The following is a 26,358-nucleotide window of genomic DNA, read 5'->3' as shown; positions in this document are numbered from 1 at the left end:
GCCTCACCGGCGCAGTCCGCGCAGGACGTTGCCCTCGGTGGTCAGGTAGTTGGCGCGGTAGTCGAAGCGGCGCGCCCCGGCGAACAGCAGGTAGTAGTACTTGGCGTTCTCGCTGAACCAGTAGGCCGGGGTCAGGTCGCCCAGTTTCATGGGCCGGGCGGTCACGTCGCGCACCGTCGTGTAGCCGTTGGCCACCCTGCAGTACTGCTTCTGGCGCCGGAACATCTCGGCGGCCCGCTGGCGGTAGACCTCCTTGCCCGTGGCGAGCCACAGGAAGAGGCAGGAGTCGACGTACTCCGGGCGCAGCGGGTAGGAGGGGTCCAGTGCACGCATGCTGCGGTAGTCGAGGCTCTCGGGCGGCAGTCGGAACGAGCCGAGGACGGCGGCCCAGCTGTCGTGGTAGGCCTCGCCGTCGGCGACGCGGCCGCTCTGGGCGAGCAGGCCGGCATAGAAGGCGGTGAGCTCGGACTGCGCGTGCCCGGTCGTGCCACCGGTCCGCATGTCGGCCTGCCGGAACCAGAGCCGGCCGGAGCGTCGTTCGGCGAGGTACTTGAAGACGCCGGCGGTGAGGGTGGTATACCAGGCGTGCAGTTCCCGGTCGCCGTACAGCTCCCAGCCGTCCCACAGGTACTCGTAGAAGGAGTCGACGGGCGGGTCGAGCGTGGCGGTGGTGCCGGTCCACGCGCCGGTCTCGACGTTCATGCCGGTACCGAGCAGGTCCACTCGGGAGCGGCGGTCGTAGACGGCGCGCAGGGCCTTCTTCGCGGCGTCGTAGTACCTGCGGTCGCCGGTGAGCCGGGACAGCTCGCCGAACTCGGTGACGCAGGTGCCGATCTCCGCGAGGTAGTTCTCCGTCCCCGAGACCGCGCCCGTGGCCAGGTTCACATAGCGGTAGGGGACGCCGGTGGGCGACCGGGCGAAGGCGGGCAGCAGCCGGTCCGCCAGTTCGCGGGCACGGTCGAGCAGGACCGGGTCCTTGGTGGCCAGGTGCCCCGAGAGCAGCCCGCCGACCAGGCGGATGATCGTCTCGAAGACCTGCACGGGGGCGTTCTGGTCGAGCACGAGGTCATTGCGCACCCACTGGACGCCGGCGTCCAGTTCCTCGTCCAGCTCCATCAGATAGAGCGTGTCCAGCGCCTCCACGATCGTCAGACCGAGCGTGCTGCCCGGGATGAAGAAGTCCGATCCGGCGCCGCTGAGCGGCCGCAGCTCGTCCCGCCCCCAGGCGAGCCTGCGGTAGGCGTCCCAGGCGCTGCGGAACTCGGTGACGGCCTCCCGGGCGAGCGCGCCGTACGGGTCGGGAGCGGCGACCGCCGTACCGGAGAGAGTCACGGACGGGACGGCGGCGAGCGGGGCGAGCCGGGCGGCGGCACCGAGCAATCTGCGCCGGGAGACTCCGCCGGGACGCGCGATTTTTCTCATGCCCCGAAAACCCCGTCCGCCTTCCGGGCGTTACGGGACACCACCGCATCGACGGGGAATCCATCCGGTGAGCCGACGCGAGGAGCTGAGATGCACGACGACCGTCTGCTGGTCGAAGGCCGTCTGACCAGGGCCATGAACCAGTTCGTCAGGCCCGCCCTCTACGCCGACCGGGTGCCGCTGGGCATGTCGGTGTGGCATGTGCAAGGGGAGCCGGTGCCGGTCGGGGAGGCCCTGAAGGCCTCGTCGAACGGCGCGTTCGAGCCCTTCACCACCGGTACGCCCTGGGGGCCGCCCTGGTCGACCAGCTGGTTCCGGCTGGAGGGCACCGTCCCGGCGGCCTGGGCGGGCCGCCGCGTCGAGGCCGTCATCGACCCGGGATTCGGGAACGACGGCCCGGGATTCGTGGCCGAGGGGCTGGTCTACGACGCCGACGGGGTGCCCGTCAAGGGCGTCCACCCGCTCAACCGCCATGTCCCGGTCGCCAACCCCGCCACCGGCGGCGAGCGGGTCGGCCTGCTGCTGGAGGCCGCCGCCAACCCCGCCGTGCTGCGCGACTGGCGGCCCACCAGGCTGGGCGACGTCCTGACCGCCGGGTCCGAGCCGCTCTACCGCTTCGACACGGCGGAACTGGCGGTCCTGGACGAGGACGTCTGGCACCTCGTCCTGGACGTCGAGGTCCTCGAAGGCCTCATGCACGAGCTCGACTTCCACGATCCGCGCCGCCACGAGATCCTGCGTTCCCTGGAGGACGCCCTCGACGCGCTCGACCTGCACGATGTGCACGGCACCGCCGCCGATGCCCGCCGCGAACTGGCAGAGGCACTGTCCCGGCCCGCGCACGCCAGCGCGCACCGCCTCTCGGCGACCGGCCACGCCCACATCGACTCGGCGTGGCTGTGGCCGCTGCGCGAGACCGTGCGCAAGGCCTCCCGCACCTTCGCCAATGTCACCGCGCTCGCCCGTGACTACCCCGAACTGGTCTTCTCCTGTTCGCAGGCGCAGCAGTACGCCTGGGTGAAGGAGCACCAGCCGGTGGTCTGGCAGCGCATCCAGCAGGCCGTCAGGAGCGGCAACTGGGCGCCGGTCGGCTCCATGTGGGTCGAGTCCGACGCGAACATGCCCGGTGGCGAGGCATTGGCCCGGCAGCTCGTCCACGGCAAGCGCTTCTTCATCGACGAACTGGGCGTGGAGACGGAGGAGATCTGGCTGCCCGACTCCTTCGGCTACACCGCCGCGTTCCCGCAGCTCGCCAAGTTGGCGGGAGTGCGCTGGTTCCTCACGCAGAAGCTGTCCTGGAACCAGTCCAACAAGATGCCCCACCACACCTTCTGGTGGGAGGGCATCGACGGCACCCGGGTCTTCACCCACTTCCCGCCCGTCGACACCTACAACTCGCAGTTCTCGGGCCGCGAACTGGCCCACGCGGTGCGCAACTTCGCGGATAAGGGGCGTGCCACCCGGTCCCTGGTGCCGTTCGGCTGGGGCGACGGCGGCGGCGGTCCCACCCGGGAGATGATGGAGAAGGCCCGCCGGCTGCGCTCCCTGGAGGGCGCGCCGCGGGTGGAGATCGAGAAGCCCGCGGCCTTCTTCGCGGCGGCCGAGGCCGAGTACGGCGACCGGGCCCCGGTCTGGTCCGGCGAGCTGTACCTGGAACTGCACCGCGCGACGTACACCACGCAGGCCAAGACCAAGCAGGGCAACCGGCGCAGCGAGCACCTGCTGCGTGAGGCCGAGTTGTGGTGCACGACAGCCGCCCTGCACGCGCCGTCCTCGTACGCCTACCCGTACGAGGAGCTGGACCGGGTCTGGAAGACGGTGCTGCTGCACCAGTTCCACGACATCCTGCCGGGCAGTTCCATCGCCTGGGTGCACCGCGAGGCCCGGGACACCTACGCGGCGGTGCGGGAGGAGCTGGAGGCGCTCGTCGGGACGGCGGTGCGGGCGCTGGGCGGGGGCGACGGGCCCCACGGCTCCGCGGTGCTGCTCAACGCCTCGCCCTACGGGCGCCACGAGGTGGTGGAGCTGGACGCCGCGGCGGCGGCAGCCCTGCCGCCGGGCACCGGGGCGCAGCCCCTGGCGGACGGCCGGGCGGCGGTGGCCGTGACCGTCCCGGCACTGGGCGCGGCGGCCGCGGGGGCCCCGGCATCCGGTGCCGCGGCGGACCCGGTGCGGGCCTGGCGGGAGGACGGCAGGATCGTCCTCGAGAACGGCTTGCTGCGGGTGGCCGTCGACGCGGACGGGCTGCTGGCCTCCGTCCGCGACCTGGTGGCCCGCCGGGAGGTGCTCGCCCCAGGGGCGCGCGGCAATCTGCTGCAGCTGCACCCCGACCACCCCAACAAATGGGACGCCTGGGACATCGACCGCCACTACCGGCGCAGGCACACCGACCTGACGGCCGCGGAGTCCGTCGAGCTCGTCGAGGAGGGCCCGCTGCGGGCGGCCGTCCGGGTCGTACGGGCCTTCGGCGGCAGCCGCCTCGTCCAGGAGCTGCGGCTGACGACGGGCAGCCGCAGGCTGGACGTGCTCACGGACGTCGACTGGCACGAGTCGGAGAAGGTGCTCAAGGCGGCGTTCCCGCTGGACGTGCTCGCCGACCGCTCCACCGCCGAGATCCAGTTCGGGCACGTGCACCGCCCCACCCACGCCAACACCGGCTGGGACGCCGCGCGGTTCGAGATCTGCGCCCACCGCTGGCTGCACGTCGGCGAGCCCGGCTACGGCGTCGCGCTGCTCAACGACTCCACCTACGGCCACGACGCGGGCCGGTCCGGCACCGACACCACGGTCCGGCTCACCCTGCTGCGCGCCCCGCACAGCCCCGATCCCGAGACCGACCAGGGCACACACCGCTTCAGTTACGCCCTGCTGCCCGGCGCGGCCGTCGGCGATGCCGTCGCGGAGGGACTCGCGCTCAATCTGCCGCTGCGGCGGGCGACGTCGCTGCCGCCGGTCGAACCGCTGCTGCGGGTCGGTCACCCCGGCATCACCGTGGAGTCGGTCAAGCTCGCCGACGACCGATCCGGCGACGTGGTGGTGCGCCTGTACGAGTCACGGGGCGGCCGCGCCTCGGGCGAACTGACGGCGGGCTTCCCGCTCGCCGGCGCCCGGGTCACCGACCTGCTGGAACGACCGCTGGAGGACGCCCCGCGCGACGGGGACGCGGTCGCCGTGGAGCTGCGCCCGTTCCAGATCCTGACGCTGCGGCTCACGCCTGCAGCGCGTCAGGCGTCCCAGACGGCGACCGCCGTGCGGTCGTCCGCGTAGCCCTTGACGCGGGTCTGGGTGTCGCCGAGGAAGGCCGGGAGGCCCGGGGGCTCGGCGGCACCCCACCGCCGCACCAGGCGTGCGGCGAGCGCGGGTTCGCCGCGCAGCGGCCCCGCCAGGCCGCCGCTGCACAGCAGCAGGGTGTCGCCGGAGCGCGCCACGGAGGCGCGGAAGCGGAAGCGTACGGCCGGGCTGTCCTCGGTCTCGGCGCGCTCGTCGGGCCGCCAGGGGTCCAGGTCCTGCCACTCCCCGCCGCGGATGCGGAAGAGCCCGCCGTCGCCGACACCGAAGAAGAGGCGGATACGGCAGTCCGGGTCGACCGGCAGCAGCAGGCAGCGGAGGCCGGCGCTGTACTCGGCCGGATCCAGTCCCAAATCCTCGCCGCGGGCGCGCAGCCGTCCGTAGCAGCGGTCGGTGAGCCGGTGCAGCCCGGACTTCAGGGAGCCCCGGCGGGAGGTGCGGATGTCCTCGGAGAGCCGGGCCTGGCTGCGGCCCACCGCCGCCGCTATCCAGGTGCAGGCGTCCCGGGCCGCCCGGTGGGCGGCATCCGAGGTCCGAGGGCCCGTGGCGACGGCGATCAGCAGCAACGCGTCGTCGCCGGCGCCGAAACGGGCGGTCAGGACGGCGTCGCGGCGCGGCTCGCCGCGGTAGCGGGCGGAGTCGCCGCGCACCGAGGCCGTGCGCACCGTCAGCAGTCCGTAGCGCGCCCCGTCGAGCACCGTGTCCGGTACGAGGTCGTCGAGGTCGGCGGGGTCGGCGAGCGGCCAGGCGGTCGGCTCGGGGTCGTAGGTGGGCGGGCCGTCCCCGATGTACGTGGCGTCGGTGACGGTGACGGTGGCTTCCGGCGGGAGGGGCGGCGCCTCGGGCCCGGCGGGGCGGTCGGCGGGGGCCCAGCCCGGGGGCAGTCCGGGTGGTTCGGAGGCGGGTTCAAACGCCCGGGGGTGCGGCGGACCCTGGTACTGCCAGGGGCGCGGGGCGGTGGCCGGGGGCGCGGCCGGATGGCGCAGCCGCAGGGTGTCGGGCGGCCCTGAGTCGTCGGGGCCCGCCTCGTCGGGGGCTGCGGTGTCGGGGATCGTGGTGCCGGACGGGGCGTTGTCGGACGGGGTGATGCCCGGCCGGGCGTCTTCGGATCCGCTGCCGTCGGGCGCGGGGGCGGCGCCGGCCGCCGGGGGCGCGTCCTGCGGGGTGGCCTGCGCCGGCACCGTGTCGCCGCCGTCCCGTTCCCCGCCGAGCGCGCTGACCGCCGAGCTGTAGCGGTCGTCGAGCGTGTCGCCGGGCTCCCGGTCCCCGGGGTCGGGCTGCCCGTACAACTGCCCCCACCACTCGTCCTCTTGGCGGCGGTCCGTCTCCCCCTGCTGACTCATGCCCCTATTGTCCACCGGGAGGCGCGCGGGGACACAGGGTTCGGGTACGCGAATGGTCCGACGGGCGGCCGGCCCCCTCCTCGGGCCGCACGTCGGACGATCCAGTGGGGACACCTTGCCAGGACAGGGGTTCGAACAGGGATGATGACGTGCGGCGGAATTACGCCATGGCTCATTTCCGCCACGTCCGCGTGTTGTGTCCGCCAGATTCGGGGAAGGGGCGCCCGTGCTCGGTGCCATAGGGCTGGATGATGCCCAGGAGGCTGCGTACCGCGCCCTCGTGGGCCTGGGTGCCGCCGAGGTCGTCGACCTCTCGCACCGGCTCGGCGTGCCCGAGGACCAAGCTGCCAGAACGCTGCGGCTGCTCGAACGGCAGGGCCTGGTCGCGCAGTCCTCCGCCCGGCCGGACCGCTGGGTCGTCGCCCCGCCCACCGTGGCGCTCGGCGCGCTGCTCACCCAGCAGCGGCACCGGCTGGAACAGGCCGAACTGACGGCCGCCGTGCTGGCGCAGGAGTACCGCGCCGAGGCGGCCGAGCCCTCGGCGCACGATCTGGTGGAGGTGGTGACCGGCGCGAGCGCCGTGGCGCACCGCTTCAACCAGCTGCAGCTGGGGGCGGAGAAGGAGGTGTGCGCGCTCGTGACGGGCACCCCGATGGTCGTGTCGGGGATGGAGAACACCGCCGAGGAGCGCGCGGTCGAACGCGGTGTGACCTTCCGTGTGGTCATCGAACGCGAGGTCATCAGCGGGCCCAACGGCATCGCCGAACTCATGGCGGCGCTCGGCCGCGAGGAGCAGGTGCGGGTGGTGGACCGGGTCCCCACCAAGCTGGTGGTGGCCGACCGCGCGCTGGCGATGGTGCCGATGGCCCGCGACTCGGCCGGCCCCGCCGCCCTGGTCGTCCACGGCAGCGGCCTGCTGGACTCGCTGATGGCGCTCTTCGAGAACGTCTGGCGCGAGGCCCTGCCGATCCGCCTGGACACCGAGGGCGCCCTCGAGGAGGAGTCCCCGGACGCGCCGGACGCCCTCGATCTGCAGATCCTCTCCCTGCTGCTGGCCGGCCTCACTGACGCGAGCGTCGCCAAGCAGCTGGAGTTGGGACTGCGGACGGTGCAACGCCGGGTCAAGCGGCTGATGGAGCTCGCCAAGGTGACGACGCGGCTGCAGCTGGGCTGGCACGCGTACGACCGCGGCTGGGTGGCCCGCACCCCCGGCTGACCCCCGGGAACCGCGGGGAGGACGGCCGCGAAGCCGGAAACCCGGAGGCGCCGGGCCTCCGGTTCCGGCACTCTGGGCCCATGGGGTCCGGACAGCTGTGCCTGATCGGCGCCGTCATGCTGTCCGGGCTGCTCAGTGTGCTCGTGCCGGGCGCGCCGGGCCCCGCGATGTGCTGGGCCGCCGTCCTGTGGTGGGCGACCCACCTGCACACCCCGCTGTCCTGGGGCGTCCTCGCCGCCGCCACCGCTGTGCTGCTGCTCGGCCAGGCCGTACGACTGCTGCTGCCGTCCCGTTCCGTGCGGGACTCCGGTGTCACGCGCCGCGCCTTCCTCGTCGCCGGGCTGTGGGCCGTCGCCGGATTCCTCCTGCTGCCGGTCGTCGGCGCGCCCGCCGGTTTCGTCCTCTCCCTGTACGGCGGCGAGCGGTTGCGGCTCGGCAGCCATGGCGCCGCGTGGTCCTCCACCCGTACGGCGATGCGGGCGACCGGGACGGCCGTGCTCGTCGAGTTGTTCGCGTGCCTGCTGGTCGCGGGGGTGTGGCTGGGGGCGGTGCTGGCGCCGTAGGTCCCGCGGTGCGTGAACAGGACGTGCGAGCAAGCTCGTTCGCGCCGCTTCGTCGCCGTACTCCGGCGGAATTGTCAGAGATCGGTAACAGCCGGATCCCCCCGCGCCCCGCTCCCGTCCTCCCGTGTGCACGACCGGATCACGGCACACGAGGAGTGGGGCGGACATGGGGTGGAGCGGGATACGCGGGACGAACGGCCGCGTGCTGGCGGCGGCCGTGGGGGTGGCGGGGGCGGCGGCCCTGGCGTCGGTGTGGACCGCCCAGGCCGGCACCGCCGACGCGCGGGAGGCCGCGGCGCGGCACCAGGCGAAGCCCGCCGCCTCCGCGAAGCCCCGGCCCATACCCGGGCAGACCTCCGTGCCGGACGCGCAACTGGCCGCTCCCGCGGTGAACATGGACATCGCCCACGCCTCGGACAAGGGCCCCAAGGGCGTCAACATCACCATCGACGACGGGCCGGACCCCGACTGGACCCCGCAGGTCCTCCAGGTGCTGAAGGACAACGGGGTCAAGGCGACCTTCTGCATGGTCGGCACCCAGGCCGAGGCCCATCCCGAGCTGGTGAAGGCGGTGGTGGCCGCCGGGCACCGGCTGTGCGACCACTCCGTCACGCACGACACGACGATGAACACCAGGCCGCGGGAGTACCAGGCCAAGGAGATCCTGGACGCCGAGCGCATGATCACCCGCGCTTCGGGGGGCGTACGGCCCCTCTACTACCGCGCGCCGGGCGGCGCCTTCACCCCGTACAGCCGTCAGCTCGCGGCCTCCCGCGGCATGCGGCCGCTGGGCTGGAACGTCGACTCCGAGGACTTCAAGCAGCCGGGCACCGGGACGCTCGTCTCCACCGTCAAGAACGAGATCCACAACGGGCCCACCGTGCTCTTCCACGACGCGGGAGGCGACCGTGGCCAGACGGTGGAGGCGCTGCGGCAGATCCTGCCCTGGCTGAAGCAGCAGGGCTACGTCTTCGGCTTCCCGGTGCGGTGACCGCGGCGGTGGCCGGAGAGCGCGAAGAGCCGCAGAGAGCGCTCTCAGGCCACCCTCCGGGAAGCGGGGAGAGAGCGCTCTCTCCCCGCTTCCCGGAGGGACTACGCTGTTCCCGTCCCGAGAGGAGCACCCCTTGTCCGACCAGATCTCCGCAGCGCGCCCGACCCTCGAAGCCGTCGCCGAACGGGCCGGTGTCTCCCGGGCCACCGTCTCACGGGTCGTGAACGGCGGGACGGGTGTGCGCGAGGCGCTGGTGGAGAAGGTCCGCAGGGCCGTCGAGGAGCTGGGCTACGTACCCAACCAGGCGGCCCGGTCGCTGGTCACCCGGCGCACCGGGGCGGTCGCCGTCATCGTCGCGGAGCCGGAGAGCCGGGTCTTCGCGGACCCCTTCTTCGCCGAGCAGCTGCTCGGCATCAGCCGGGAGCTGGCCGTCCACGACTCGCAGCTCGTGCTGCTGCTGGTGGAGGGCACGGCCGACTACGACCGGGTGGGGCGCTATCTGGCCGGCGGCCACGTGGACGGCGCGCTGGTCTTCTCCCTGCACGCCGACGACCCGCTGCCCGGGATCATCCGCCGGATCGGACTGCCCACCGTGTTCGGCGGGCGCCCCGGCTGGCCCGGCGCGGACGGGGACCGCAGCGTCCTGTACGTCGACTCGGACAACCGCGGCGGCGCCCGCGAGGCGGTGCGGCATCTGGTCTCGCTGGGGCGGGAGCGCGTCGCCACCATCACCGGGCCCCTGGACCAGACCGCGTCGGTGGACCGGCTCGACGGCTACCACGACATCCTCATGGACGCCGACCCGCGGCTGATCGCCGAGGGCGACTTCTCCGAGGCGGGCGGGGCCCGGGCCATGGTCGCCCTGCTGGACCGGACGCCGGACATCGACGCCGTCTTCGTCGCCTCCGACCTGATGGCCTCCGGGGCGCTGCGGGTGCTGCGCGACCGGGGCAGGCGGGTACCGGAGGACGTCGCGGTCGTCGGCTTCGACGACATGGCCTCGGTGGCGGAGCTGACCGATCCCCCGCTGACGACGGTCCGTCAGGAGATCGAGGAGATGGGCCGGTTGATGGTCCGGCTGCTCGTCCGCGGCCTGGAGCGGCGGGCGGAGGAGGACAGCGGCGGCCGTCCGCTGTCCTCGCTCGTCACCCCGACCCGCCTGGTCCGGCGTGCCAGCGCCTGACCAGGCGGCGGGACTCAGAACACGCCGTGCTCCTTGACCACACGGCGGGTCTGGGCGAAGAGCATGCCCACATTGACCGAGCGACGGCAGACGACGACGGCGACGATGTCCTCTTTGGTGTTGTTGCGCAGGAACAGGTGGGTCAGGTTCTCGCTGTTGACGAGGATCTCCTGGAAGTAGTGCTGGTCGGTGGTGACCCCGCGGCGCTCTTTGAAGACGTCCTCGATCATCACCACCGTACGGCCCTGGAACAGGTCGAGGGTCGCCGCGGCGAGCAGGTCCAGGACCTCCGGGGGATGGCTGTCGACGGTGTCGACGGAGAGCAGCATGCCGGTCGACATGTCGACGATCCCCGCGGCAAGGCAGTCCGGCACCTCCTGGCGCAGGCTCTTCACCAGGACCATGACCTGGTCGGACAGGTTGCCGTGCGGGCGTTTTCCGGTGGTGCTCACAGCACTCCTTCTTCGGTCTCTTCCGGCTCTTCCGGTTCTTCGGTCGTCATCCGAGGACTCCCTCGGGATCGGGTGCGGATTGCGGCAGGGGCTCGACGGCCGGTCCTGGATCGGGTTCGAGCAGGATCGCGCCGATGCGCTCGATGGCGGCCCTGGCCTCCACATGGAGCTGAGGGACGTTCATGCCCTCGTCACCCACGACGATGAGGAGCCCGGTCTCGCCCACCGCGTAGACGGCGGTGTAGCCGCCGCTGCTGCACGTCACGGTCCGGCGGAGCGGGCCCCGCAGGGCCGCCGCGGCGATCCGCCGGGCCAGCCCGAGGCTGGCGGCGGCCAGCGCTGCGAGCCCGTTGGGGTCGATGGCGTCCTCGGTGTCGGCGGCGATCAGCAGGCCGTCGACGGCCGCCACGACCGTGTCGGTGACGCCGACCACCTGGTCCCGCAATGCGCGCATCTCGGCGACCAGGGCGTCATGATTCATGCACGTGCACCTCCTTGAATTCCACTCGGTCGATGTTCCGTTGGTCCCCGGCTATTTCGGTCACGGGGAATCGGGGCGGCTCCGTCCTCGCGGCCGGAGAAATCCTTTCCAGCCCGATTGCGGGCGGGTCGCGTCGAGTGCTTCGTGAATACCGCTGGCGCCCGGTTCACGGCGGGGCAGACCCTCGTCGGCCGGAGCCGCGACGGGCACGTCCCCGGGGTCCCACTCCGGCCCGCCTGGGGGCGGGGGCGGGCACGGGTCCGGGGCGTCGAACGCGGAACCGGCGGGCGGACGCGCCGCGGCGGGCCCCGTCGGCTCCACCGGGGGGCGGCCGAACGGGCCGGGGGCGGGAGCCGCCGCAGGGGGCGGTGCGGGGTACGCCGCCGCGGCCGGAACGGTCTCGACGAGACCCTCGGCGCACATCCGGGAGACCTCCACGGTGATCGTGTAGACCCCGCGTCCGATGAGGAACGCGATGTCCCTGGGGCTGCGCCGCCCGTTCGCGCAGCCGAGGATCTCCCGGCGGACGGGAGCCAGCGGCTCGTCCGCCCACGCGGGCGGTCCCACGGCGACGACCCGGTCCCGGTCCGGCGAGACCGGATACGTCAGCGCGGCCAGCGCGCCGAGCCGGCGACCGGCTTCCACCAGCAGTTCCTCCGGTCCCACGCCGGGGCCGACGCCGGGCGGGAGGGGGCCTCGCGACCCGTCCGAAGGGGCGAGGTCGAAGGCGCAGTTGTCCATCCGCCCGGCGAGTACGGCGAAGACCGCGTCCTGAACGGCCATCATGTGCAGCACCTGGAACTCGGCCGTGCCGAGCCGGCCGCCGCCGGCGATCGCCGCCCCCGGCCACAGTCCGCTGCCGGCCGCCTCGTGGGCCGCGATCCACTCGTCGGCGTCGATGCGCCCGGACCGCACCAGCAGGGTGCCCACCCCGGGCGCCCCCGGGCTCTCCACGGCCACGACCGCGCCATCGAGCAGATGGAAGGCCCCGCCGGGGCTGCCCTGCACCCGCAGCACACCGGTCGCCCGTTCGTCGCGGCACCTGGACAGCGCTCGGCCGAGCAGACCGTGAGCGGCATTCCGGGCGGGCACGGAACCGGATGGTGCCGAGGTCATCGCTCCCCTTGCTGCGGGTATTCGGGTATTCGGGCATACGGGCCTACGGCTCGCGGGCATACGGACGAACGGCGCGGAAAAGCCGTACATACGCACGAACATTCACGCCGGCGGGTAATTTCTAGCAGCCCTCCGACGCGCCTCTCCGGCCATCACACGACATGGCCGGGGACGAATACTCGAGCCCTGCAGATGTCAATTTCGTGCGCTTCCACGACCGTTTTCCGTGCCTCCGGACGAAGGCATCCGGAGAGGGTCGCGAAGCGTCACGCCCCCGGCGCGCGGCGCCGTCAAGACGTGGAGCCAGCGGGGCGCGGGACCGCCCCACCGGCCGTTACGAGTTCGACTCTTGACGAACCACCGGGTGCGGCGGCAATCTCCTGGGCATCGCTTGAGAGCGCTCTCAAGAATCGCAACCGAGGGCCCTCTCACCCGTCCCGAAGCCATGGGAGGCTTCCATGCCCATCGCCCGAGCCGCCAGACGCGCCACCCTCCGACTCGGGGCGGTCGCGCTCGCCGGGGCGCTCCTCGCCGCATGCGGATCCGGCTCGTCCGGCACATCCGCGGACAAGGACGGCCAGGTCACGCTCACCGTCGACCTGTTCGGCACCTTCGGTTACAAGGAAGCCGGCCTGTACAAGGAGTACGAGAAGCTCCACCCGGGTGTCACCATCAAGGAGAGCAGCACCGAGAACGAGGCCGACTACTGGAAGGCCCTGCAGACGCGGCTCGCGGGCGGCGGCGGCCTCGCCGACGTCCAGGGCATCGAGGTCGGCCGCATCGCCTCGGTCACCCAGCAGCAGGCCGACAAGTTCGAGGACCTGAACGCCCTCGGCGCCAAGGAGCTCAAGGACGACTTCTCCGCCGCCAAGTGGGCCGCCGCCACGACCCCCGACGGCCGCACCCTGGGGCTCGGCACCGACGTCGGCCCCGAGGCGATCTGTTTCCGCACCGACCTGTTCAAGAAGGCCGGCCTGCCCACCGACCGGACCGAGCTGGCGCAGAAGTGGTCCACATGGGACAGCTACCTCGACCTCGGCAAGCAGTACAAGGCGAAGGCCGGGGCCAAGAGCGCCTGGGTGGACAGCGTCGGCAGCCTCTACTCCGTCATCGTCGGCCAGGAGAAGGAACGTTACTACGACGCCTCCGGCAAGCTGATCTACAACGACAACGCTGCGGTCAAGTCGGCCTGGGACATCTCCGTGAAGGCGGCCCAGGACGGTCTGAGCGCCAAGCTCGCCCAGTGGACTCCCGCCTGGAACCAGGCCTTCAGCAGCGGTTCCTTCGCCACCATCGGCTGCCCCGCCTGGATGCTGGGCTACATCAAGGGCCAGGCCGGGGACACCGGCAAGGGCAAGTGGGACGTCGCCCCGCTCCCAGGCGGCGCCGCGGGCAACTGGGGCGGCTCCTACCTGGCCGTCCCCAAGGGCTCCCCGCACACCAAGGAGGCCTTCGCCCTCATCAAGTGGCTGACGGCCGCGGAGCAGCAGGCCGAGCTCTTCAAGAAGCAGGGCAGCTTCCCCTCCAACGTCGGGGCGATCGAGTCCGTCAAGGGCGTCACGGACCCGTACTTCAGCAACGCGCCCATCGGCCAGATCTTCGGCGCCGCGGCCGAGACGTCGCCGGTCCAGGTGCTCGGCGTGCACGACGGTGACGTGAACCAGCAGATCACCAACGCGCTCGGCGAGGTCGAGCGCAAGGGCACGGACTCCGCGACGGCGTGGAGCCACGCCAGGAAGGGCGTCGAGAACGCCGTCGGCTGACGGGCAGCCCGCCGGGCGCGCAGGACCCTCCCCCGGCCCTCCGCGCCCGGCCCCCGCACCGCCCCCGACGCACCCGGGGTGACCCCGCACCGCCCCGGTGCCCCCACCGACCCGAAGGTCCCGCCCCATGACCCTGACCGCCACCGCGCCGGTGCCCGCCGCCCGGCCCCCGGCCGCCCAGACGCCCCCGCCGCGGCGACTGCTCGCCCGGCTGTCGCCGTACACCTATGTCGCGCCGTTCTTCGCGCTGTTCGCCGCGTTCGGGCTGTTCCCGCTGCTCTACACCGCGTACGTATCCCTCTACCGCGTCGAGCTCCAGACCCCCGGCGACATGGAATGGCGGGGCCTGGACAACTACACCGCCCTCACCGGCGACGGCTTCTTCTGGACCGCGCTGCGCAACACCTTCACCATCGGGGTCATCTCCACGGTGCCGCAGCTGCTCATGGCGCTCGGCCTCGCCCACCTGCTCAACTACAAGCTGCGCGGCCGGACCTTCTTCCGGGTCACGATGCTCCTGCCGTACGCCACGTCCGTGGCCGCCGCGACCCTGGTCTTCGCCCAGCTCTTCGGCCGCGACTTCGGGCTGATCAACTGGCTGCTGGGGCTGGCGGGCGTCGGCCCCGTCGACTGGCAGTCCGGGACCGTCGCCTCGCAGATCGCCGTCTCCACGATCGTCACCTGGCGCTGGACCGGCTACAACGCGCTGATCTACCTCGCCGGGATGCAGTCCATCCCCGGGGACCTGTACGAGGCCGCCGAACTCGACGGCGCCTCGCGGTGGCGGCAGTTCCTCCACGTCACGCTGCCCGGCCTGCGACCCACGATCCTCTTCACGATCGTGGTCTCCACGATCGGCGCCACCCAGCTCTTCGGCGAGCCGCTGCTGTTCGAGGGGAGCATCTCGGGCGGCATCTCCCACCAGTACCAGACCCTCGGCCTCTACATGTACGAGCAGGGCTGGGGCTACTTCCACCTCGGACGCGCCGCCGCCATCGCCTGGGTGATGTTCCTGCTCATCGTGCTGCTGGTGCTGTGCAACACGGCGCTGGCACGGCGGCGCACGCGGAAGGGGGCAGGTCGATGAGCACGCTTCTCACGCGGCCCGGGTCCGGCAGGTCCGGGCAGGAGACGAGTGCCCAGCGCACCGTGCCGCGACCGCGGTCGTCCCGTGCGGGCCGGCAGCACCACGGTGGCCGCGTCGCCTACGCGATCCTGATCCTCGCGGCGCTGGTCTCCGCCTTCCCCTTCTACTGGACTATCGTCGCCGCGACCCGGTCCAACGCGGAGCTGGCGAAGACCCCGCCGTCGCTGCTGCCCGGCGGCAACCTGATGCACAACTTCCAGCAGGTGCTGGAGCAGGCCGACATCGGCAAGGCGCTGCTCAACTCGCTGATCGTGTCGGGGTCGGTGACGGTCGGGACCGTCCTGTGCTCCACGCTCGCCGGGTTCGCCTTCGCGAAGCTGCGCTTCCGGGGCCGCAACGCGCTGCTCGCGCTGACGGTGGGCACGATGATGATCCCGCCGCAGCTGGGGGTGATCCCGCTGTTCATGCTCATCGCGGAACTGCACTGGGTGAACCAGCTCCAGGCCGTGATCCTGCCGGGGCTCGTGTCGGCGTTCGGGGTCTTCTTCATGCGGCAGTACCTCGTGCAGTCGCTGCCGGACGAGTTGATCGAGGCGGGACGGGTCGACGGGGCGTCGACGGCGCGGATCTTCTGGAGCATCGTCGTGCCGATCGCCCGGCCCGGGATGGCGGTACTGGGGATGCTCACGTTCATGGCCTCGTGGAACGACTTCTTCTGGCCGATCATCGCGCTCACGTCGCAGGAGCCGACGGTGCAGGTTGCCTTGCGGCAGCTCGGTGGGGGGTACGTCCACGACCAGTCCGTGATCATGGCGGGCACCCTGCTGGGGACGCTGCCGGTACTGGCGGTCTTCGGACTGCTGGGGCGGCAGATCGTCGGGGGGATCATGCAGGGGGCGGTGAAGGGGTAGGTCGCCGCGGTCAGTGGCCCTGGCGCCCTGTTCGTCCCTGGCCGGGGTCGGGGCCTTTGGGGCCGGCCATTCCGGACCGCATATTCACGTGCATGGCGGGCACCACCTCGATCCGTCCCGGACGCCGCACACACATATGCGTCAGCGTCGAGAACGCCCACCCCCCAGCCTCCGGCCGGGGGTGCCCCCAACTCCCCCGCCCCTCCCCCTCGTCGGCGACTGACCGCCGGTGGGTGGGGGTGCGAAGGCGGTCCGGGGGCGCCGCAAGTGCCTCACTGCACCCCCACCGGCCGTCAGTCGCCCCCACGACAGGAGGGGGCGTGGCGGGGTCCGCCCATGGGGGCACCTTCCAGCGGCAGCTGGAGGAGACGAGCGGTGCACGCGGCACCCCATGACGTAGGGCAGCGCCGCGAGCGCCGAGGTGGGGGCACCCCCGGCCGAGGACTGGGGGTGGACCCCGGCGCGGCACCGGCAGGCGCACGGTGCGCAGGCCCGCACTGACCGCGCCGGACACCCCCACCGCAACCACGAACGACGACCCGCACACAACGACACCGGGCAGCAAGGGACCCCGAACACGTATGCGAAGGAGCACGCATCCATGACCACCACCGCCCCCCACATCGAGGCGACGCCGCACACCCTCACCTTCCCGCCCGCGTTCCGGTGGGGCGCGGCGACGGCCGCGTATCAGATCGAGGGAGCCGCCGGGGAGGACGGGCGCACACCCTCGATCTGGGACACGTTCAGTCGCACGCCCGGCAAGGTGCGGAACGGGGACACCGGGGACATCGCGGCCGACCACTACCACCGCATGCGCGAGGACGTCGCCCTGATGGCGGAGCTGGGCCTCACGGACTACCGCTTCTCCGTGTCGTGGCCGCGCGTGCAGCCGACGGGCCGGGGCCCGGCGGTGCAGAAGGGGCTGGACTTCTACCGCGCCCTCGTCGACGAGCTGCTCGCCCACGGCATCCGCCCGGTCCTGACGCTGTACCACTGGGACCTCCCCCAGGAACTGGAGGACGCCGGCGGCTGGCCCGAGCGGGACACCGCGGAGCGGTTCGCGGAGTACACCGGGCTCGTGGCGGACGCGCTGGGCGACCGGGTGCCGTTGTGGACGACGCTGAACGAGCCGTGGTGCTCGGCGTTCCTCGGGTACGCCGAGGGCGTGCACGCGCCGGGGCGGGTGGAACCGGAGGCGGCGCTGCGTGCGGCGCATCACCTGAACCTGGGGCACGGGCTGGCCGTCGGCGTGCTGCGCGAGCGGCTGCCGGTACGGGCGGAGGTGTCGCTGACGCTCAATCTGGCGGCGGTGCGCCCGCACACGGCGAGCGCCGCCGACGTGGACGCCGCGCGCCGGGTGGACGCGCTGGCCAACCGGATCTGGCTCGATCCGGTGTTCCACGGGTACTACGCGGACGATCTGCTCCGGGACACGGCCGCGCTGACGGACTGGGCCTTCGTCAAGGACGGTGACCTCGCGGTGATCTCCCGTCCGGTCGACGTGCTGGGCCTCAACTACTACGCCCCGACCGTGGTCGCGGCGGGCGGTCATGACGGGCCCTCGCCGTGGCCGGGGGCAGAGCGGCACGTGCGCTTCGTGCCGGCGCCGGGACCGCGGACCGCGATGGACTGGCCGGTGGACGCCGAGGGCCTGTACGAGCTGCTGACGCGGCTGCGGGACGAACTGCCCGAGACCCCGCTGCTGATCACCGAGAACGGCGCCGCGTACGACGACTACGCCGACCCGGAGGGCGCGGTCCACGACCCGGAGCGGATCGCCTATCTGCGCTCGCATCTGGGCGCGGCGCACCGGGCGATCGCGGACGGCGTCGATGTGCGGGGCTACTTCCTGTGGTCGCTGCTGGACAACTTCGAGTGGGCGTACGGCTACGGCAAGCGCTTCGGCATGGTGCACGTGGACTTCGCGAGCCAGCGCCGCACACCGAAGGACAGCGCCCGCTGGTACGCCGGGGTGATCGCCCGGGGCGGTCTGCCGCCGGCCTGACCCGCGGAGCGGCGGACGCGCCGCGACAGCCCCGCTGCCGCGCGGCGCGATTCACCGCGGTCCTGCACACCCCGACGGATACCGACAACCCGGGCCGTTGACAGCTGAGTTGGTCCGCACCACGTGTGAGCGGGTCCGGCCACGGGAAGGTCACGGGCAGGAATCGAACGTGAAGGTGCGGTAAATCGCGCCCCCAACGGGCTGGAGGAGCCATGGTCTACACGATCGTCCTCGGCGTCGTCATCGTCGCGCTCGGTCTCGGCAGCATCGTCTACACCTTCTGGCACGAGGGCGTCCCGCTGTCCTTGCGCCGCGACGAGCGCCACAACGGCGCCGGATGACCGCCGGCCCGGCTCCCCGAGGGGGGAGCCGGGCCGGATCCGGTCAGTACACCTTGCGGTGGCCGCCGCCGCGCTTGCGTTCGTACATCTCCCGCCCCGCGGCGGAGCGCTGCTTCCACTCGCGGCGCATCTCGGCGCGGAGCCGGGCATCGGTGCGGGACGCGATCCACGCGTTCTCGCGGAGCAGCCTGCGGTAGCTGTCCAGCCGGCGGTGGGTCAGGATGCCGTCCTCCAAGGCGGCGAGTACCGCGCAGCCGGGCTCTGAGGTGTGCGAGCAGTCGTGGAAGCGGCACTCGCCGGCCAGCGTGTCGATGTCGGAGAACGTCTGGGTGAGACCCGCGTCGGCGTCCCACAGCCCGACCCCGCGCAGCCCCGGGGTGTCGATGATCACCCCGCCGCCGGGCAGCGGCAGCAGGTCTCGCGTGGTCGTGGTGTGCCGGCCCTTGCCGTCGCTGTCGCGGATCGCCTGCACCTCCTGGACCTCGCGGCCCAGCAGGGCGTTGGTCAGCGTGGACTTGCCCGCGCCCGACTGCCCGAGCAGCACGGAGGTGGTACCGGTGAGCACCTTCGCCAGGCCCTCCACGCCCGCGCCGGTCGCGGCGCTGACGACCAGGACCTCCACACCGGGCGCCGCGTTCCGGGCGTCGTCGAGCAGGTGGGAGGGGTCGTCGACGAGGTCGGCCTTGGTGAGGACGACCAGCGGCTGCGCGCCGCTCGTCCACGCCAGGGAGACGAAGCGCTCCAGCCGCCCGAGGTCGAGTTCGGCCGCGATCGACACCGCGATGACCGCGTGGTCGACGTTGGCCGCCAGGACCTGGCCCTCGGACCGCTTGGAGGAGGTGGAGCGCACGAAGGTGGTGCGGCGCGGCAGCAGCGCGCGGACGGCAGGACCGGCGGCGGGGGTCTCGTCGACGGCGGCCCAGTCGCCGGTGCACGCGATCCCCATGGGGTCGCGGGTGAAGACGTCCTCGGTGTCGGCCCGTACGGTCCTGAGACCGCCGGAGCCGTCGGGAAGGACGACGTCGCACAGCCCGCGGTCGACGCGGACGATGCGGCCGGGTGTGAGTCCCCGCTCCGCCTGGACGGCGAAGTCGGAGTCGAATGTGGAGTCCCAGCCGTAGGCGGTGAGCGCGGTGGACGGCTGCGGGACGGATCCGTTGTTCAACGGGGGGAGCCCTTCGGGAGGGCGGTCGCGCGCGGCTGTGCCGTCGGTTACGTCGTGACGGGCGGGGTCAGCCGGCGACCGCTGAGGTGGGGTTGATGATCTTCTGAATGCGGGCAGCGCCCAGCGCGACGACAGTCATCGGTCCAACACCTCCCGGTCTGCTCGTGGTCTGACGGCGTCACCATAGCCGGTGTGCCGGGAGACCCCGCAACTCATTTTCCGCGGGCGGCTCACGCCGTCTCCGCGTAGCGCTCCCCCGCGTACGCGCGTATCACCGGGACGACCGCCTCGGCGCCGCCCGGCAGTCGGTCGAGGCGCACCAGGGGCGAAGGCCTTGTGACCGTCGACCAGGTAGCTGGGATGCGCGTGCGGACGGGTGCCCGGCAGCGGCCACACCACCAGCCACGGACGGGAGTCGGTGGTGGTCGGCGGGCGCCCGACCGTGACGGCGGCGATCTCGTTCCAGGCGAAGAACGACTCCTCGCGGGTGACCTCGCGCATGCCGATGCCGGCCCGGCCGACCCGCAGCCGCAGCGGCTTGCGCCAGCACCGGGCTGCGGCCGCGAGCGCGGTGTTGCCCAACCATGACGCCCGGCGGGACGGCGGCTCCAACCGGTCTCCGCCGCGTCGCCCACCGTTCACCGAAGGCCCCACGAGCGGGACTTTGCCTTCTCTTTACAACCCCGTCCCGAGCTGCCTCGTCTCTCCGCGCGATCAGTTGCCAGAACCCGCCCGCCGCCCCCGCCCGGGGGCCGCGGCGGGGTGACGAAAGAGAGCGATACATGCGCAGGAGTGTTCTCACCGCCGCGGCCGTCGCGTGCGCCGCGGTGCTGGCGGGCGCCGCACCCGCGTTCGCCGACGGGCCGAGCGCGCAGCCCTCGCCGGCCCCCACCTCGGCGCCCGTCCGCGGCACGAGCGAGGCGCCGTCCCCCGTGCCGACCTCGCGTCAGGTCGGTGCGGTCCCGGCGGGCGCGCCCGACACCGGTGTGCAGTCGCCGGCCACGGCCGGCGCACCGGACGGCATGGTGGTGGCGGCGGCCGCGGGCGGGCTGCTGCTCCTGGCCGGCGGCACGGTCGTGGTGACGCGGCGCAGGCGCACCACCGCCGGATGAGCCCGGGCGCCAGGTGGGCCGCGGTCCTGGCGGTCGTGGCCGTGCTGCCCTGGGCCGGCGGATGCGCGGGCGGCTCCGGTGAGGGCACCGCCGCCGCACTGCCCGTCGCCACCGCGCCGCCCGCGGCGGCCCGGACCCACGGGTCACCGCCGCCGCGCCCGCTCGCCCGCTCGGTCCCCGTACGGCTGGAGATCCCGGCCATCGGGGTCGACACGCCGGTCATGGAGCTGGGGCTGGCCCAGGACGGCACGGTGGAGGTCCCGCCGGTGGCGCGGGACTCGCCCGCCGGCTGGTACCGCCACTCCCCCACGCCCGGCCAGACCGGGCCGTCCGTGCTCCTGGCGCACGTCACCGTCGGCCGGTACGGCGACGGGGTGTTCCGCGATCTCGCGCGGCTGCGCCCGGGCGACCGGGTCGTGGCCGGGCTCCGGGACGGCGCGTCGGCGGAGTTCACCGTGGACCGCGTCCAGACGGTCGCCAAGGCGCACTTCCCGACGCAGGAGGTCTACGGCGACGTGGACCGCCCGGAACTACGCCTGATCACCTGCGGCGGCCCGCGCACCGCCGACGGGAGCGGCTACCGCGACAACGTCGTGGTGTACGCCTCCCTCGCCTCGGCGAGCCGCCCCTAGGGCCGGGGCGCGGGTGGCGGGGCCGGTGGGCGCACTGCCCGCCGGCCCCGCCGCCCGGCGAGGCGCCTCGGGCATGATGAACGACGGAATGTGGAGAGTGTTGAAACGGTCCCGGGACGAAGCGGCGTCGGAATTGTTCGCCGCCCTCTACCCCCGCCTCGCCGGCTGGTGCCGGCGGCTGGTCGACGACGACGAGACGGCCCACGAGATCGCCTCGGAGGCCTTCACCCGGCTGTGGGCGCGCTGGACGAAGGTGGACGAGCCGCGCGGCTTCCTCTACGTCACGGCCGCCAACATCGTGCGCGACCACTGGCGGAAACTGGAGCGGGAACGCCGGGCCGTGCGGCGTGCCACCGCGGAGGTGCTCGTCGACGGGCAGGGCGAGGGACGCGACGGGCAGACCGACCCGTCGGTGCGGATGCTCGTGCAGTCGCTGCCCGAACGGCTGCGGGTGCCCATCCTGCTCTACTACTACGCCGACATGCCGGTCCGGGAGGTGGCGGCGCTGACGGGACGGAAGGAAGGAACCGTGAAGGCCGATCTCCACGCGGCCAGGGAACAGCTGCGAGCCGGACTGAGGAGAAGCCTTGATCACACCCATTGAGGGCCGGGACGAGGAACGCGACCCGGCCCTGGCCACGCTGCTGCAGCCCGGAGCGGTCCTCCTCGGGCCGCCGCCCGGCCGGTTCCGGGAGGTCCGCCGCGCGGCGGCACGGCGCCGCTTGCTGCGGGCGGCCGCGGGGGCCGGGGTGTCCCTGGCGGTGGCGGCGGTCGTCGCCCTGCCGCTGCAGCTGCTGCCGGTCCCGGGATCGCGGCCGGCCATCAGCCCTCCCGCTCCCGCGGTCACCGTCCCCCCGGCGGCCGACCCGACGTCACCGCCTCCGCCCACCGCGTCGCCGACGCCGACGCCGCAGCCTACGGAGACGCCGGGGCCGCGCCACAGCACCGGCGCCCCGGCAGTCGGTCCCGAAGCGCGCCGCCGTACGGCCTCCAGCGCCGGCCAGTCGCGGTCCGTTCCGCCGACCCCGATCCGCAGCGTCACCAGCGAGCCGACTGCCCGCCCCCGCCGCTGACCCCGCACGGCCCTGCCCCGGTCCTTTCCGGAGCAGGGCGGCCGGCCCCCCGGTGTACCGGCCGGAGTCGCTCCGCCGCCGATGCGCGGCGACGGTCGAGGAGCGCGTCCGATTCCTTCAAGACGGCCCGGCCACACCGCCCCTACCGTGGGCCGCATGACTCTTCGTATCGACGTCGTCGAGATCGTCGTGGCCGACATGGCCGCCTCCCTGGCCTTCTACCGCAGGCTCGGGCTGGAGATCCCCGCCGGGGCGGACACGGAGCCGCACGTGGAGGCGGCGCTGCCCGGCGGGCTGCGGCTGGCCTGGGACACGGTGGAGACCATCCGCTCCTTCGACTCCTCCTGGACGCCGCCGCAGGGCGGCCACCGGATGGCGCTGGCCTTCACGTGCGACGGACCGGCCGAGGTGGACGCGGCGTTCGCCGAGCTGACCGGGGCCGGATACACGGGGCACCTGAAGCCCTTCGACGCCCCCTGGGGCATGCGGTACGCCGCGGTCCTCGACCCGGACGGCAACCCGGTCGACCTCTGCGCGGTGCTCTCCTGAGCACCCCGGGGTGCCACGTCCTGAGCCGCGCGGGCCCCCACGGCCTCTACCCGAGGAGCTCACCGAGCGGGACCCCGGCCAGGGCACGGACGTCGCGGGCCAGGTGGGCCTGGTCGGCGAAGCCGGCACGGGCGGCGACGTCGGCGAAGGCGTGGCCGCGGTGGGCCAGCCGCAGCGCGCGCTGCAGGCGCAGGATGCGGGCCAGGGTCTTGGGGCCGTAGCCGAAGGCGTCCAGGCAGCGGCGGTGGAGCTGGCGCTCGCTGAGCCCGACGGCCTCGGCGACGGTGCCGACGCCGGCCCCGGCCGCGAGCCCCGCGGCGATCTCCGGGGCCCGCGGGGTCACCGCGCGCGGGGCCTCGCGGGCCCGTACCAGGGACTCCAGAGCCGCGCCGGGGTCGGCGGCCGTCGCGACGCACTCGGTGAGGCGGCATACCTCGGCACCTGACCACAGCGCGTCGAGCGGCACCCGCTGGTCCCGCAGTTCGTGCGCGGGCAGGCCGAACACGGCGGGGCCCACGCCGGGGGCGAAGCGCAGACCCGCGAAGCGGGTGCCGGGCGGGCTGGTGGAGAGGTGCGCCGCGGTGTCGGGGCCGGCCGCGAAGAGCCCGGTGTCCTCGCCCCAGATCAGGTCGATGCAGCCGTCCGGCAGCACGCGTGCGGCCCCGGCACCCGCCGTCTTCGTCCACAGCACGGCGCCGGGGACCGTCGAGGGCCGCTCCCTGTACACGGCTCCAGCATGGCACCGGTCACCGACACCGCGCAGGGGCCGTCACCCTCGGGGTTTGCCGCCGCCCTTGCCCGAGGGGCGCCGGCCCCGCAGCCGCGACCGTACGTCCTCCGGCGGCAGGAAGCCCGCCCAGCGCTCGGGGAACTCGGCGGGCGGGTCCTCCGGGCCGACCTCGTCGTCGGGGGCGGACTCGAAGGCGGCACGGCGGGCGGCGGCCTCGGCGACGAGGTCGGCGGCGGCGCGTTCCCTGGCCCGGGCGTTCTCCTCACGCGCGGCCGCGGTCTCGATCGACGGCCACACCCGGTCGATGGCGGCGTTGACGGCCGCGCCCACGAGCACCGCGAAGGCGGACACGAAGATCCACAGCAGCACGGCGACGGGCGCGGCCAGCGATCCGTAGATGGTGGGTCCCTCGACGGTGTGGGTGAGGTAGATGCGCAGGACGAAACTGCCCAGGACCCACATCAGCAGGGCGACGGCCGCCCCCGGCATGTCCTCGTACCAGGGCGACCGCACCGGCACGGAGACGTGGTAGAGCGTGGTGAGGAACGCGATCGAGAGCACGAGGACGACAGGCCAGTACAGTATCCGGATCACCGCCTCGCTCCACGGCAGGAACGACACCACCGCGTCCGGGCCGACGACCATCAGCGGCATGACGACCGCGCCGATGACCAGGGCGACGATGTAGAGCAGCAGGGCCAGCAGCCGCGTCTTGATGATGCCGCGCCTGCCCTCCAGCCCGTACATGATCGTGATCGTGTCCACGAAGACGTTGAGGGCGCGCGATCCGGACCACAGGGCGATGACGAAGCCGATGGAGATCACATCGGGCCGCCCGCCGCCGAAGACGTCGTCGACCAGGGGCCGCATCAGCTGGTCGACGCCCTTGTCGGACAGGACGGTCGCGGCGGCCGTGAGGATGTTGCGGCGGATGTTGTCGATCGTGTCGGTGCCGATGACCTCGTCGACGTAGCCGATGGCGCCGACGAGACTGAGCAGCAGCGGCGGCAGCGACAGCAGCACGAAGAAGGCGGCCTCGGCTGCGAGTCCGGTGACCCGGTACTCCATGCAGGAGTCGACCGTGTCCTTGAGCAGCAGCCAGCCCACCTTGCGCTTGGATACGTTCCTGTAGAGGGCCCGCGCCCGGTGGAGACGGCCTCGCCTGGGCCGCTCGGGTGTTTCGTCTGCTGCCTGCACGCGCCTACCGTAACTGGCATGAGTCCCCCCACACACACCGTGACCAATCAGGCTCCGCCCCTGGTCGGGTATGACGTGTACGCCGCCGACGCCGCCCTGGTGGAGGGAGTGGCACGGCACGTGGCGCCCGGACTCCGCGAGGAGGTCGACCGGGAGCTCGGCGACATCGGCCGGGTGGCCGGTTCGGCGCAGGCACAGGGGTGGGCGGAGGCCGCGAACTCCCATCCCCCCGTGCTGCGCACCCACGACCGGTACGGCAACCGGATCGACGAGGTCGAGTTCCATCCGGCCTGGCACCGGCTGCTGGGGCGGGCGGTCTCCTCTGGCCTGACCGACGCGTGGTCGCGCCCTGCTGGTCACCTGCGGCGCGCGGCGGGCTTCCTGGTGTGGTCGCAGGCCGAGGCGGGGAACGGCTGCCCGGTGTCGATGACGCACGCGGCGGTGCCGGCCCTGCGGACCGACCCGGCGCTGGCGGCGGAGTGGGAGCCGCGGCTCGGGTCGCGCGTCTACAACCCCCGGTTGCTGCCGCCGGGGCAAAAACCCGGGGCGCTGTTCGGCATGGGGATGACCGAGAAGCAGGGCGGCTCGGACGTACGGGCCAACACCACGCGCGCGGAGCCGCTGGCGGAGGAAGGCACATATCTGCTCACCGGCCACAAGTGGTTCTGCTCGGCGCCGATGTCGGACGCCTTCCTCGTGTTGGCGCAGGCGTCCCCCTCCGCGGGAAAGGGGGGCCTGACCTGCTTCCTGCTGCCGCGGGTGCTGCCGGACGGCTCGCGCAACGTGTTCCTGCTCCAGCGGCTCAAGGACAAACTCGGCAATCGCTCCAATGCCTCGGCGGAGGTGGAGTTCGACGGGACATGGGCGCGCCGGGTCGGAGAGGAGGGGCGCGGGGTGGCGACCATCATCGAGATGGTGGCGGCCACCCGGCTGGACTGCGCGACCGGTTCCGCGGCGCTGATGCGGCAGGCGGTGGCGCAGGCGGTGCACCACGCCGGGCACCGCAGCGCGTTCGGCGGGCTGCTGATCGACAAGCCGCTGATGCGCAATGTGCTGGCGGACCTCGCGCTGGAGTCGGAGGCGGCCACCGCGACGGTGCTGCGGCTGGCGGCCGCGTACGACGCGGACAGCGAGCAGGAGCGGCACTTCCGGCGGCTGGCGGTGGCGGTGTCCAAGTACTGGATCACCAAGCGCTGCCCGACGCTGGTGGCCGAGGCACTGGAGTGCCTGGGCGGCAACGGCTACGTCGAGGATTCGGGGCTGCCGCGGCTGTTCCGGGAGTCGCCGCTGAACTCGGTGTGGGAGGGATCGGGCAATGTGCAGGCGCTGGACGTGCTGCGGGTGCTGCAGAGGGAGCCGCCGGCGCTGAACGCCTTCCTGGGCGAGATCGGCCTGGCGCGCGGCGCGGACCACCGGCTGGACGCCGCGATCAGGTCGTTGCTGACGGAACTCGCCGATCTGGAGGACATCGAGGCGCGGGGCCGCCGGGTGGTGGAGCGGATGGCGCTGGTGCTGCAGGGCGCCCTTTTGGTGCGTTTCGCCCCGGTTGAGGTCTCGGACGCGTTCTGCGCCTCGCGGCTCGGCGGCGACTGGGGGGCGACCTTCGGGACGCTGCCGCGCGGCCTGGATGTGAAGGCGATCGTGGAGCGGGCGCGCCCGGCGGCGTGAAGGGCGGTTGCGGCGGCGGGCCTCCCCCTGGTCCCCACGGAAGGACCGGGACCCCGGGGAAACGTTC

General features: G+C 73.1%; 24 protein-coding genes. 16 read left to right on the top strand and 8 right to left on the bottom strand.

What is annotated here, in order from left to right; translation table 11 throughout:
• Positions 1-3: 3 nt before the first annotated feature.
• Positions 4-1,422 carry a glycoside hydrolase family 47 protein gene (locus ACWDAS_RS14035; RefSeq protein ID WP_450389581.1) on the bottom strand — a complete coding sequence of 473 codons (1,419 nt, stop codon included), beginning with the start codon at positions 1,420-1,422 and terminating at the stop codon, positions 4-6.
• A gap of 90 nt (positions 1,423-1,512) precedes the next feature.
• Here ACWDAS_RS14035 and ACWDAS_RS14030 point away from each other — a divergent pair, with 90 nt between their 5' ends.
• Complete coding sequence (locus tag ACWDAS_RS14030) at positions 1,513-4,689, top strand: alpha-mannosidase (RefSeq protein WP_450389579.1); 3,177 nt, start codon at positions 1,513-1,515, stop codon at positions 4,687-4,689.
• On the opposite strand, the gene ACWDAS_RS14025 is transcribed toward ACWDAS_RS14030, so the two are convergent.
• Positions 4,647-6,053, bottom strand: coding sequence for a protein phosphatase 2C domain-containing protein (locus ACWDAS_RS14025; RefSeq protein WP_450389577.1), 1,407 nt, complete (start codon positions 6,051-6,053; stop codon positions 4,647-4,649). The two genes, ACWDAS_RS14030 and ACWDAS_RS14025, sit on opposite strands and share 43 nt — an antisense overlap.
• Positions 6,054-6,279: 226 nt before the next feature.
• Between ACWDAS_RS14025 and ACWDAS_RS14020 the strand changes: the two genes are divergently transcribed.
• From ACWDAS_RS14020 to ACWDAS_RS14005, 4 genes are all read left to right on the top strand, one after another.
• Entirely contained in the window at positions 6,280-7,269 is a 990-nt protein-coding gene (locus ACWDAS_RS14020; RefSeq protein WP_450389575.1) for a helix-turn-helix domain-containing protein, read from the top strand.
• 80 nt (positions 7,270-7,349) lie between these two features.
• Positions 7,350-7,832 carry a DUF456 domain-containing protein gene (locus ACWDAS_RS14015; RefSeq protein ID WP_450389573.1) on the top strand — a complete coding sequence of 161 codons (483 nt, stop codon included), beginning with the start codon at positions 7,350-7,352 and terminating at the stop codon, positions 7,830-7,832.
• A gap of 166 nt (positions 7,833-7,998) precedes the next feature.
• Positions 7,999-8,823 (top strand): polysaccharide deacetylase family protein, encoded by an 825-nt coding sequence (locus tag ACWDAS_RS14010; RefSeq protein ID WP_450389571.1) that lies wholly within the window; start codon positions 7,999-8,001, stop codon positions 8,821-8,823.
• A gap of 133 nt (positions 8,824-8,956) precedes the next feature.
• Positions 8,957-10,006 (top strand): LacI family DNA-binding transcriptional regulator, encoded by a 1,050-nt coding sequence (locus ACWDAS_RS14005; protein ID WP_450389569.1) that lies wholly within the window; start codon positions 8,957-8,959, stop codon positions 10,004-10,006.
• A 14-nt stretch (positions 10,007-10,020) separates the two neighbouring features.
• Here the strand turns inward: ACWDAS_RS14005 and ACWDAS_RS14000 are convergent, their stop codons facing one another.
• From ACWDAS_RS14000 to ACWDAS_RS13990, 3 genes are all read right to left on the bottom strand, one after another.
• Positions 10,021-10,410: a hypothetical protein gene (locus ACWDAS_RS14000; protein WP_450389613.1), complete on the bottom strand. Its 390-nt coding sequence runs from the start codon at positions 10,408-10,410 to the stop codon at positions 10,021-10,023.
• Between the two features lie 94 nt (positions 10,411-10,504).
• The gene (locus tag ACWDAS_RS13995; protein ID WP_450389567.1) at positions 10,505-10,939 is read right to left on the bottom strand and encodes a roadblock/LC7 domain-containing protein; all 435 of its coding nucleotides are present in this window, start codon (positions 10,937-10,939) and stop codon (positions 10,505-10,507) included.
• Between the two features lie 60 nt (positions 10,940-10,999).
• Positions 11,000-12,031, bottom strand: coding sequence for a MarR family transcriptional regulator (locus tag ACWDAS_RS13990; RefSeq protein WP_450389565.1), 1,032 nt, complete (start codon positions 12,029-12,031; stop codon positions 11,000-11,002).
• Between the two features lie 482 nt (positions 12,032-12,513).
• Here ACWDAS_RS13990 and ACWDAS_RS13985 point away from each other — a divergent pair, with 482 nt between their 5' ends.
• From ACWDAS_RS13985 to ACWDAS_RS13965, 5 genes are all read left to right on the top strand, one after another.
• The gene (locus ACWDAS_RS13985; RefSeq protein WP_450389563.1) at positions 12,514-13,818 is read left to right on the top strand and encodes an ABC transporter substrate-binding protein; all 1,305 of its coding nucleotides are present in this window, start codon (positions 12,514-12,516) and stop codon (positions 13,816-13,818) included.
• Between the two features lie 127 nt (positions 13,819-13,945).
• Positions 13,946-14,905, top strand: a complete 960-nt coding sequence (locus ACWDAS_RS13980; protein ID WP_450389562.1) for a carbohydrate ABC transporter permease — start codon at positions 13,946-13,948, stop codon at positions 14,903-14,905.
• Positions 14,902-15,816: a carbohydrate ABC transporter permease gene (locus ACWDAS_RS13975; RefSeq protein ID WP_450389560.1), complete on the top strand. Its 915-nt coding sequence runs from the start codon at positions 14,902-14,904 to the stop codon at positions 15,814-15,816. Before ACWDAS_RS13980 ends, ACWDAS_RS13975 begins: the two co-directional genes overlap by 4 nt.
• A 601-nt stretch (positions 15,817-16,417) precedes the next feature.
• Positions 16,418-17,824 (top strand): GH1 family beta-glucosidase, encoded by a 1,407-nt coding sequence (locus tag ACWDAS_RS13970; protein WP_450389558.1) that lies wholly within the window; start codon positions 16,418-16,420, stop codon positions 17,822-17,824.
• A gap of 212 nt (positions 17,825-18,036) precedes the next feature.
• The gene (locus ACWDAS_RS13965) at positions 18,037-18,165 is read left to right on the top strand and encodes a hypothetical protein (protein WP_450389556.1); all 129 of its coding nucleotides are present in this window, start codon (positions 18,037-18,039) and stop codon (positions 18,163-18,165) included.
• 43 nt (positions 18,166-18,208) lie between these two features.
• On the opposite strand, the gene rsgA is transcribed toward ACWDAS_RS13965, so the two are convergent.
• Positions 18,209-19,330, bottom strand: coding sequence for a ribosome small subunit-dependent GTPase A (gene rsgA / locus ACWDAS_RS13960; RefSeq protein WP_450389554.1), 1,122 nt, complete (start codon positions 19,328-19,330; stop codon positions 18,209-18,211).
• Between the two features lie 782 nt (positions 19,331-20,112).
• Here rsgA and ACWDAS_RS13955 point away from each other — a divergent pair.
• The 5 genes from ACWDAS_RS13955 (at position 20,113) to ACWDAS_RS13935 (ending at position 22,696) form a co-directional block, all read left to right on the top strand.
• The gene (locus ACWDAS_RS13955; protein WP_450389553.1) at positions 20,113-20,442 is read left to right on the top strand and encodes a sortase-dependent protein; all 330 of its coding nucleotides are present in this window, start codon (positions 20,113-20,115) and stop codon (positions 20,440-20,442) included.
• Positions 20,439-21,074 (top strand): class F sortase, encoded by a 636-nt coding sequence (locus ACWDAS_RS13950; RefSeq protein ID WP_450389551.1) that lies wholly within the window; start codon positions 20,439-20,441, stop codon positions 21,072-21,074. Before ACWDAS_RS13955 ends, ACWDAS_RS13950 begins: the two co-directional genes overlap by 4 nt.
• 100 nt (positions 21,075-21,174) lie before the next feature.
• Positions 21,175-21,678 (top strand): RNA polymerase sigma factor, encoded by a 504-nt coding sequence (locus ACWDAS_RS13945; protein ID WP_450389611.1) that lies wholly within the window; start codon positions 21,175-21,177, stop codon positions 21,676-21,678.
• The gene (locus tag ACWDAS_RS13940; protein WP_450389549.1) at positions 21,662-22,147 is read left to right on the top strand and encodes a hypothetical protein; all 486 of its coding nucleotides are present in this window, start codon (positions 21,662-21,664) and stop codon (positions 22,145-22,147) included. The genes ACWDAS_RS13945 and ACWDAS_RS13940 overlap by 17 nt, the downstream gene beginning before the upstream one ends.
• A gap of 156 nt (positions 22,148-22,303) precedes the next feature.
• A complete protein-coding gene (locus tag ACWDAS_RS13935) occupies positions 22,304-22,696 on the top strand; it encodes a VOC family protein (RefSeq protein WP_450389547.1) in 393 nt (130 codons plus the stop codon).
• Between the two features lie 46 nt (positions 22,697-22,742).
• On the opposite strand, the gene ACWDAS_RS13930 is transcribed toward ACWDAS_RS13935, so the two are convergent.
• On the bottom strand, positions 22,743-23,423 hold the full coding sequence (locus ACWDAS_RS13930; RefSeq protein WP_450389545.1) for a helix-turn-helix domain-containing protein: 681 nt from the start codon (positions 23,421-23,423) through the stop codon (positions 22,743-22,745).
• A 42-nt stretch (positions 23,424-23,465) separates the two neighbouring features.
• A complete protein-coding gene (locus tag ACWDAS_RS13925) occupies positions 23,466-24,623 on the bottom strand; it encodes a YihY/virulence factor BrkB family protein (protein ID WP_450389543.1) in 1,158 nt (385 codons plus the stop codon).
• An 18-nt stretch (positions 24,624-24,641) separates the two neighbouring features.
• On the opposite strand from ACWDAS_RS13925, the gene ACWDAS_RS13920 reads away from it, so the two are divergent.
• Positions 24,642-26,291 carry an acyl-CoA dehydrogenase family protein gene (locus ACWDAS_RS13920; protein ID WP_450389541.1) on the top strand — a complete coding sequence of 550 codons (1,650 nt, stop codon included), beginning with the start codon at positions 24,642-24,644 and terminating at the stop codon, positions 26,289-26,291.
• The last annotated feature ends 67 nt before the right edge of the window (positions 26,292-26,358 follow it).

The organism is Streptomyces sp. NPDC001070, from assembly GCF_053598835.1.
This window is presented reverse-complemented; position numbering and strand designations above follow the sequence as displayed.

What these genes read in the sequence shown, in the direction of transcription:
- ACWDAS_RS14035 (WP_450389581.1), bottom strand. Translation starts at nt 1,422, where the DNA reads ATGAGAAAAATCGCGCGTCCCGGCGGAGTCTCCCGGCGCAGATTGCTC.
- ACWDAS_RS13975 (WP_450389560.1), top strand. Translation starts at nt 14,902, where the DNA reads ATGAGCACGCTTCTCACGCGGCCCGGGTCCGGCAGGTCCGGGCAGGAG.
- ACWDAS_RS13985 (WP_450389563.1), top strand. Translation starts at nt 12,514, where the DNA reads ATGCCCATCGCCCGAGCCGCCAGACGCGCCACCCTCCGACTCGGGGCG.
- ACWDAS_RS13970 (WP_450389558.1), top strand. Translation starts at nt 16,418, where the DNA reads ATGACCACCACCGCCCCCCACATCGAGGCGACGCCGCACACCCTCACC.
- ACWDAS_RS14000 (WP_450389613.1), bottom strand. Translation starts at nt 10,410, where the DNA reads ATGGTCCTGGTGAAGAGCCTGCGCCAGGAGGTGCCGGACTGCCTTGCC.
- ACWDAS_RS13965 (WP_450389556.1), top strand. Translation starts at nt 18,037, where the DNA reads ATGGTCTACACGATCGTCCTCGGCGTCGTCATCGTCGCGCTCGGTCTC.
- ACWDAS_RS13920 (WP_450389541.1), top strand. Translation starts at nt 24,642, where the DNA reads ATGAGTCCCCCCACACACACCGTGACCAATCAGGCTCCGCCCCTGGTC.
- ACWDAS_RS13935 (WP_450389547.1), top strand. Translation starts at nt 22,304, where the DNA reads ATGACTCTTCGTATCGACGTCGTCGAGATCGTCGTGGCCGACATGGCC.
- ACWDAS_RS14015 (WP_450389573.1), top strand. Translation starts at nt 7,350, where the DNA reads ATGGGGTCCGGACAGCTGTGCCTGATCGGCGCCGTCATGCTGTCCGGG.
- ACWDAS_RS13955 (WP_450389553.1), top strand. Translation starts at nt 20,113, where the DNA reads ATGCGCAGGAGTGTTCTCACCGCCGCGGCCGTCGCGTGCGCCGCGGTG.
- ACWDAS_RS13950 (WP_450389551.1), top strand. Translation starts at nt 20,439, where the DNA reads ATGAGCCCGGGCGCCAGGTGGGCCGCGGTCCTGGCGGTCGTGGCCGTG.
- ACWDAS_RS13980 (WP_450389562.1), top strand. Translation starts at nt 13,946, where the DNA reads ATGACCCTGACCGCCACCGCGCCGGTGCCCGCCGCCCGGCCCCCGGCC.
- ACWDAS_RS13995 (WP_450389567.1), bottom strand. Translation starts at nt 10,939, where the DNA reads ATGAATCATGACGCCCTGGTCGCCGAGATGCGCGCATTGCGGGACCAG.
- ACWDAS_RS14030 (WP_450389579.1), top strand. Translation starts at nt 1,513, where the DNA reads ATGCACGACGACCGTCTGCTGGTCGAAGGCCGTCTGACCAGGGCCATG.
- ACWDAS_RS14010 (WP_450389571.1), top strand. Translation starts at nt 7,999, where the DNA reads ATGGGGTGGAGCGGGATACGCGGGACGAACGGCCGCGTGCTGGCGGCG.
- ACWDAS_RS14025 (WP_450389577.1), bottom strand. Translation starts at nt 6,053, where the DNA reads ATGAGTCAGCAGGGGGAGACGGACCGCCGCCAAGAGGACGAGTGGTGG.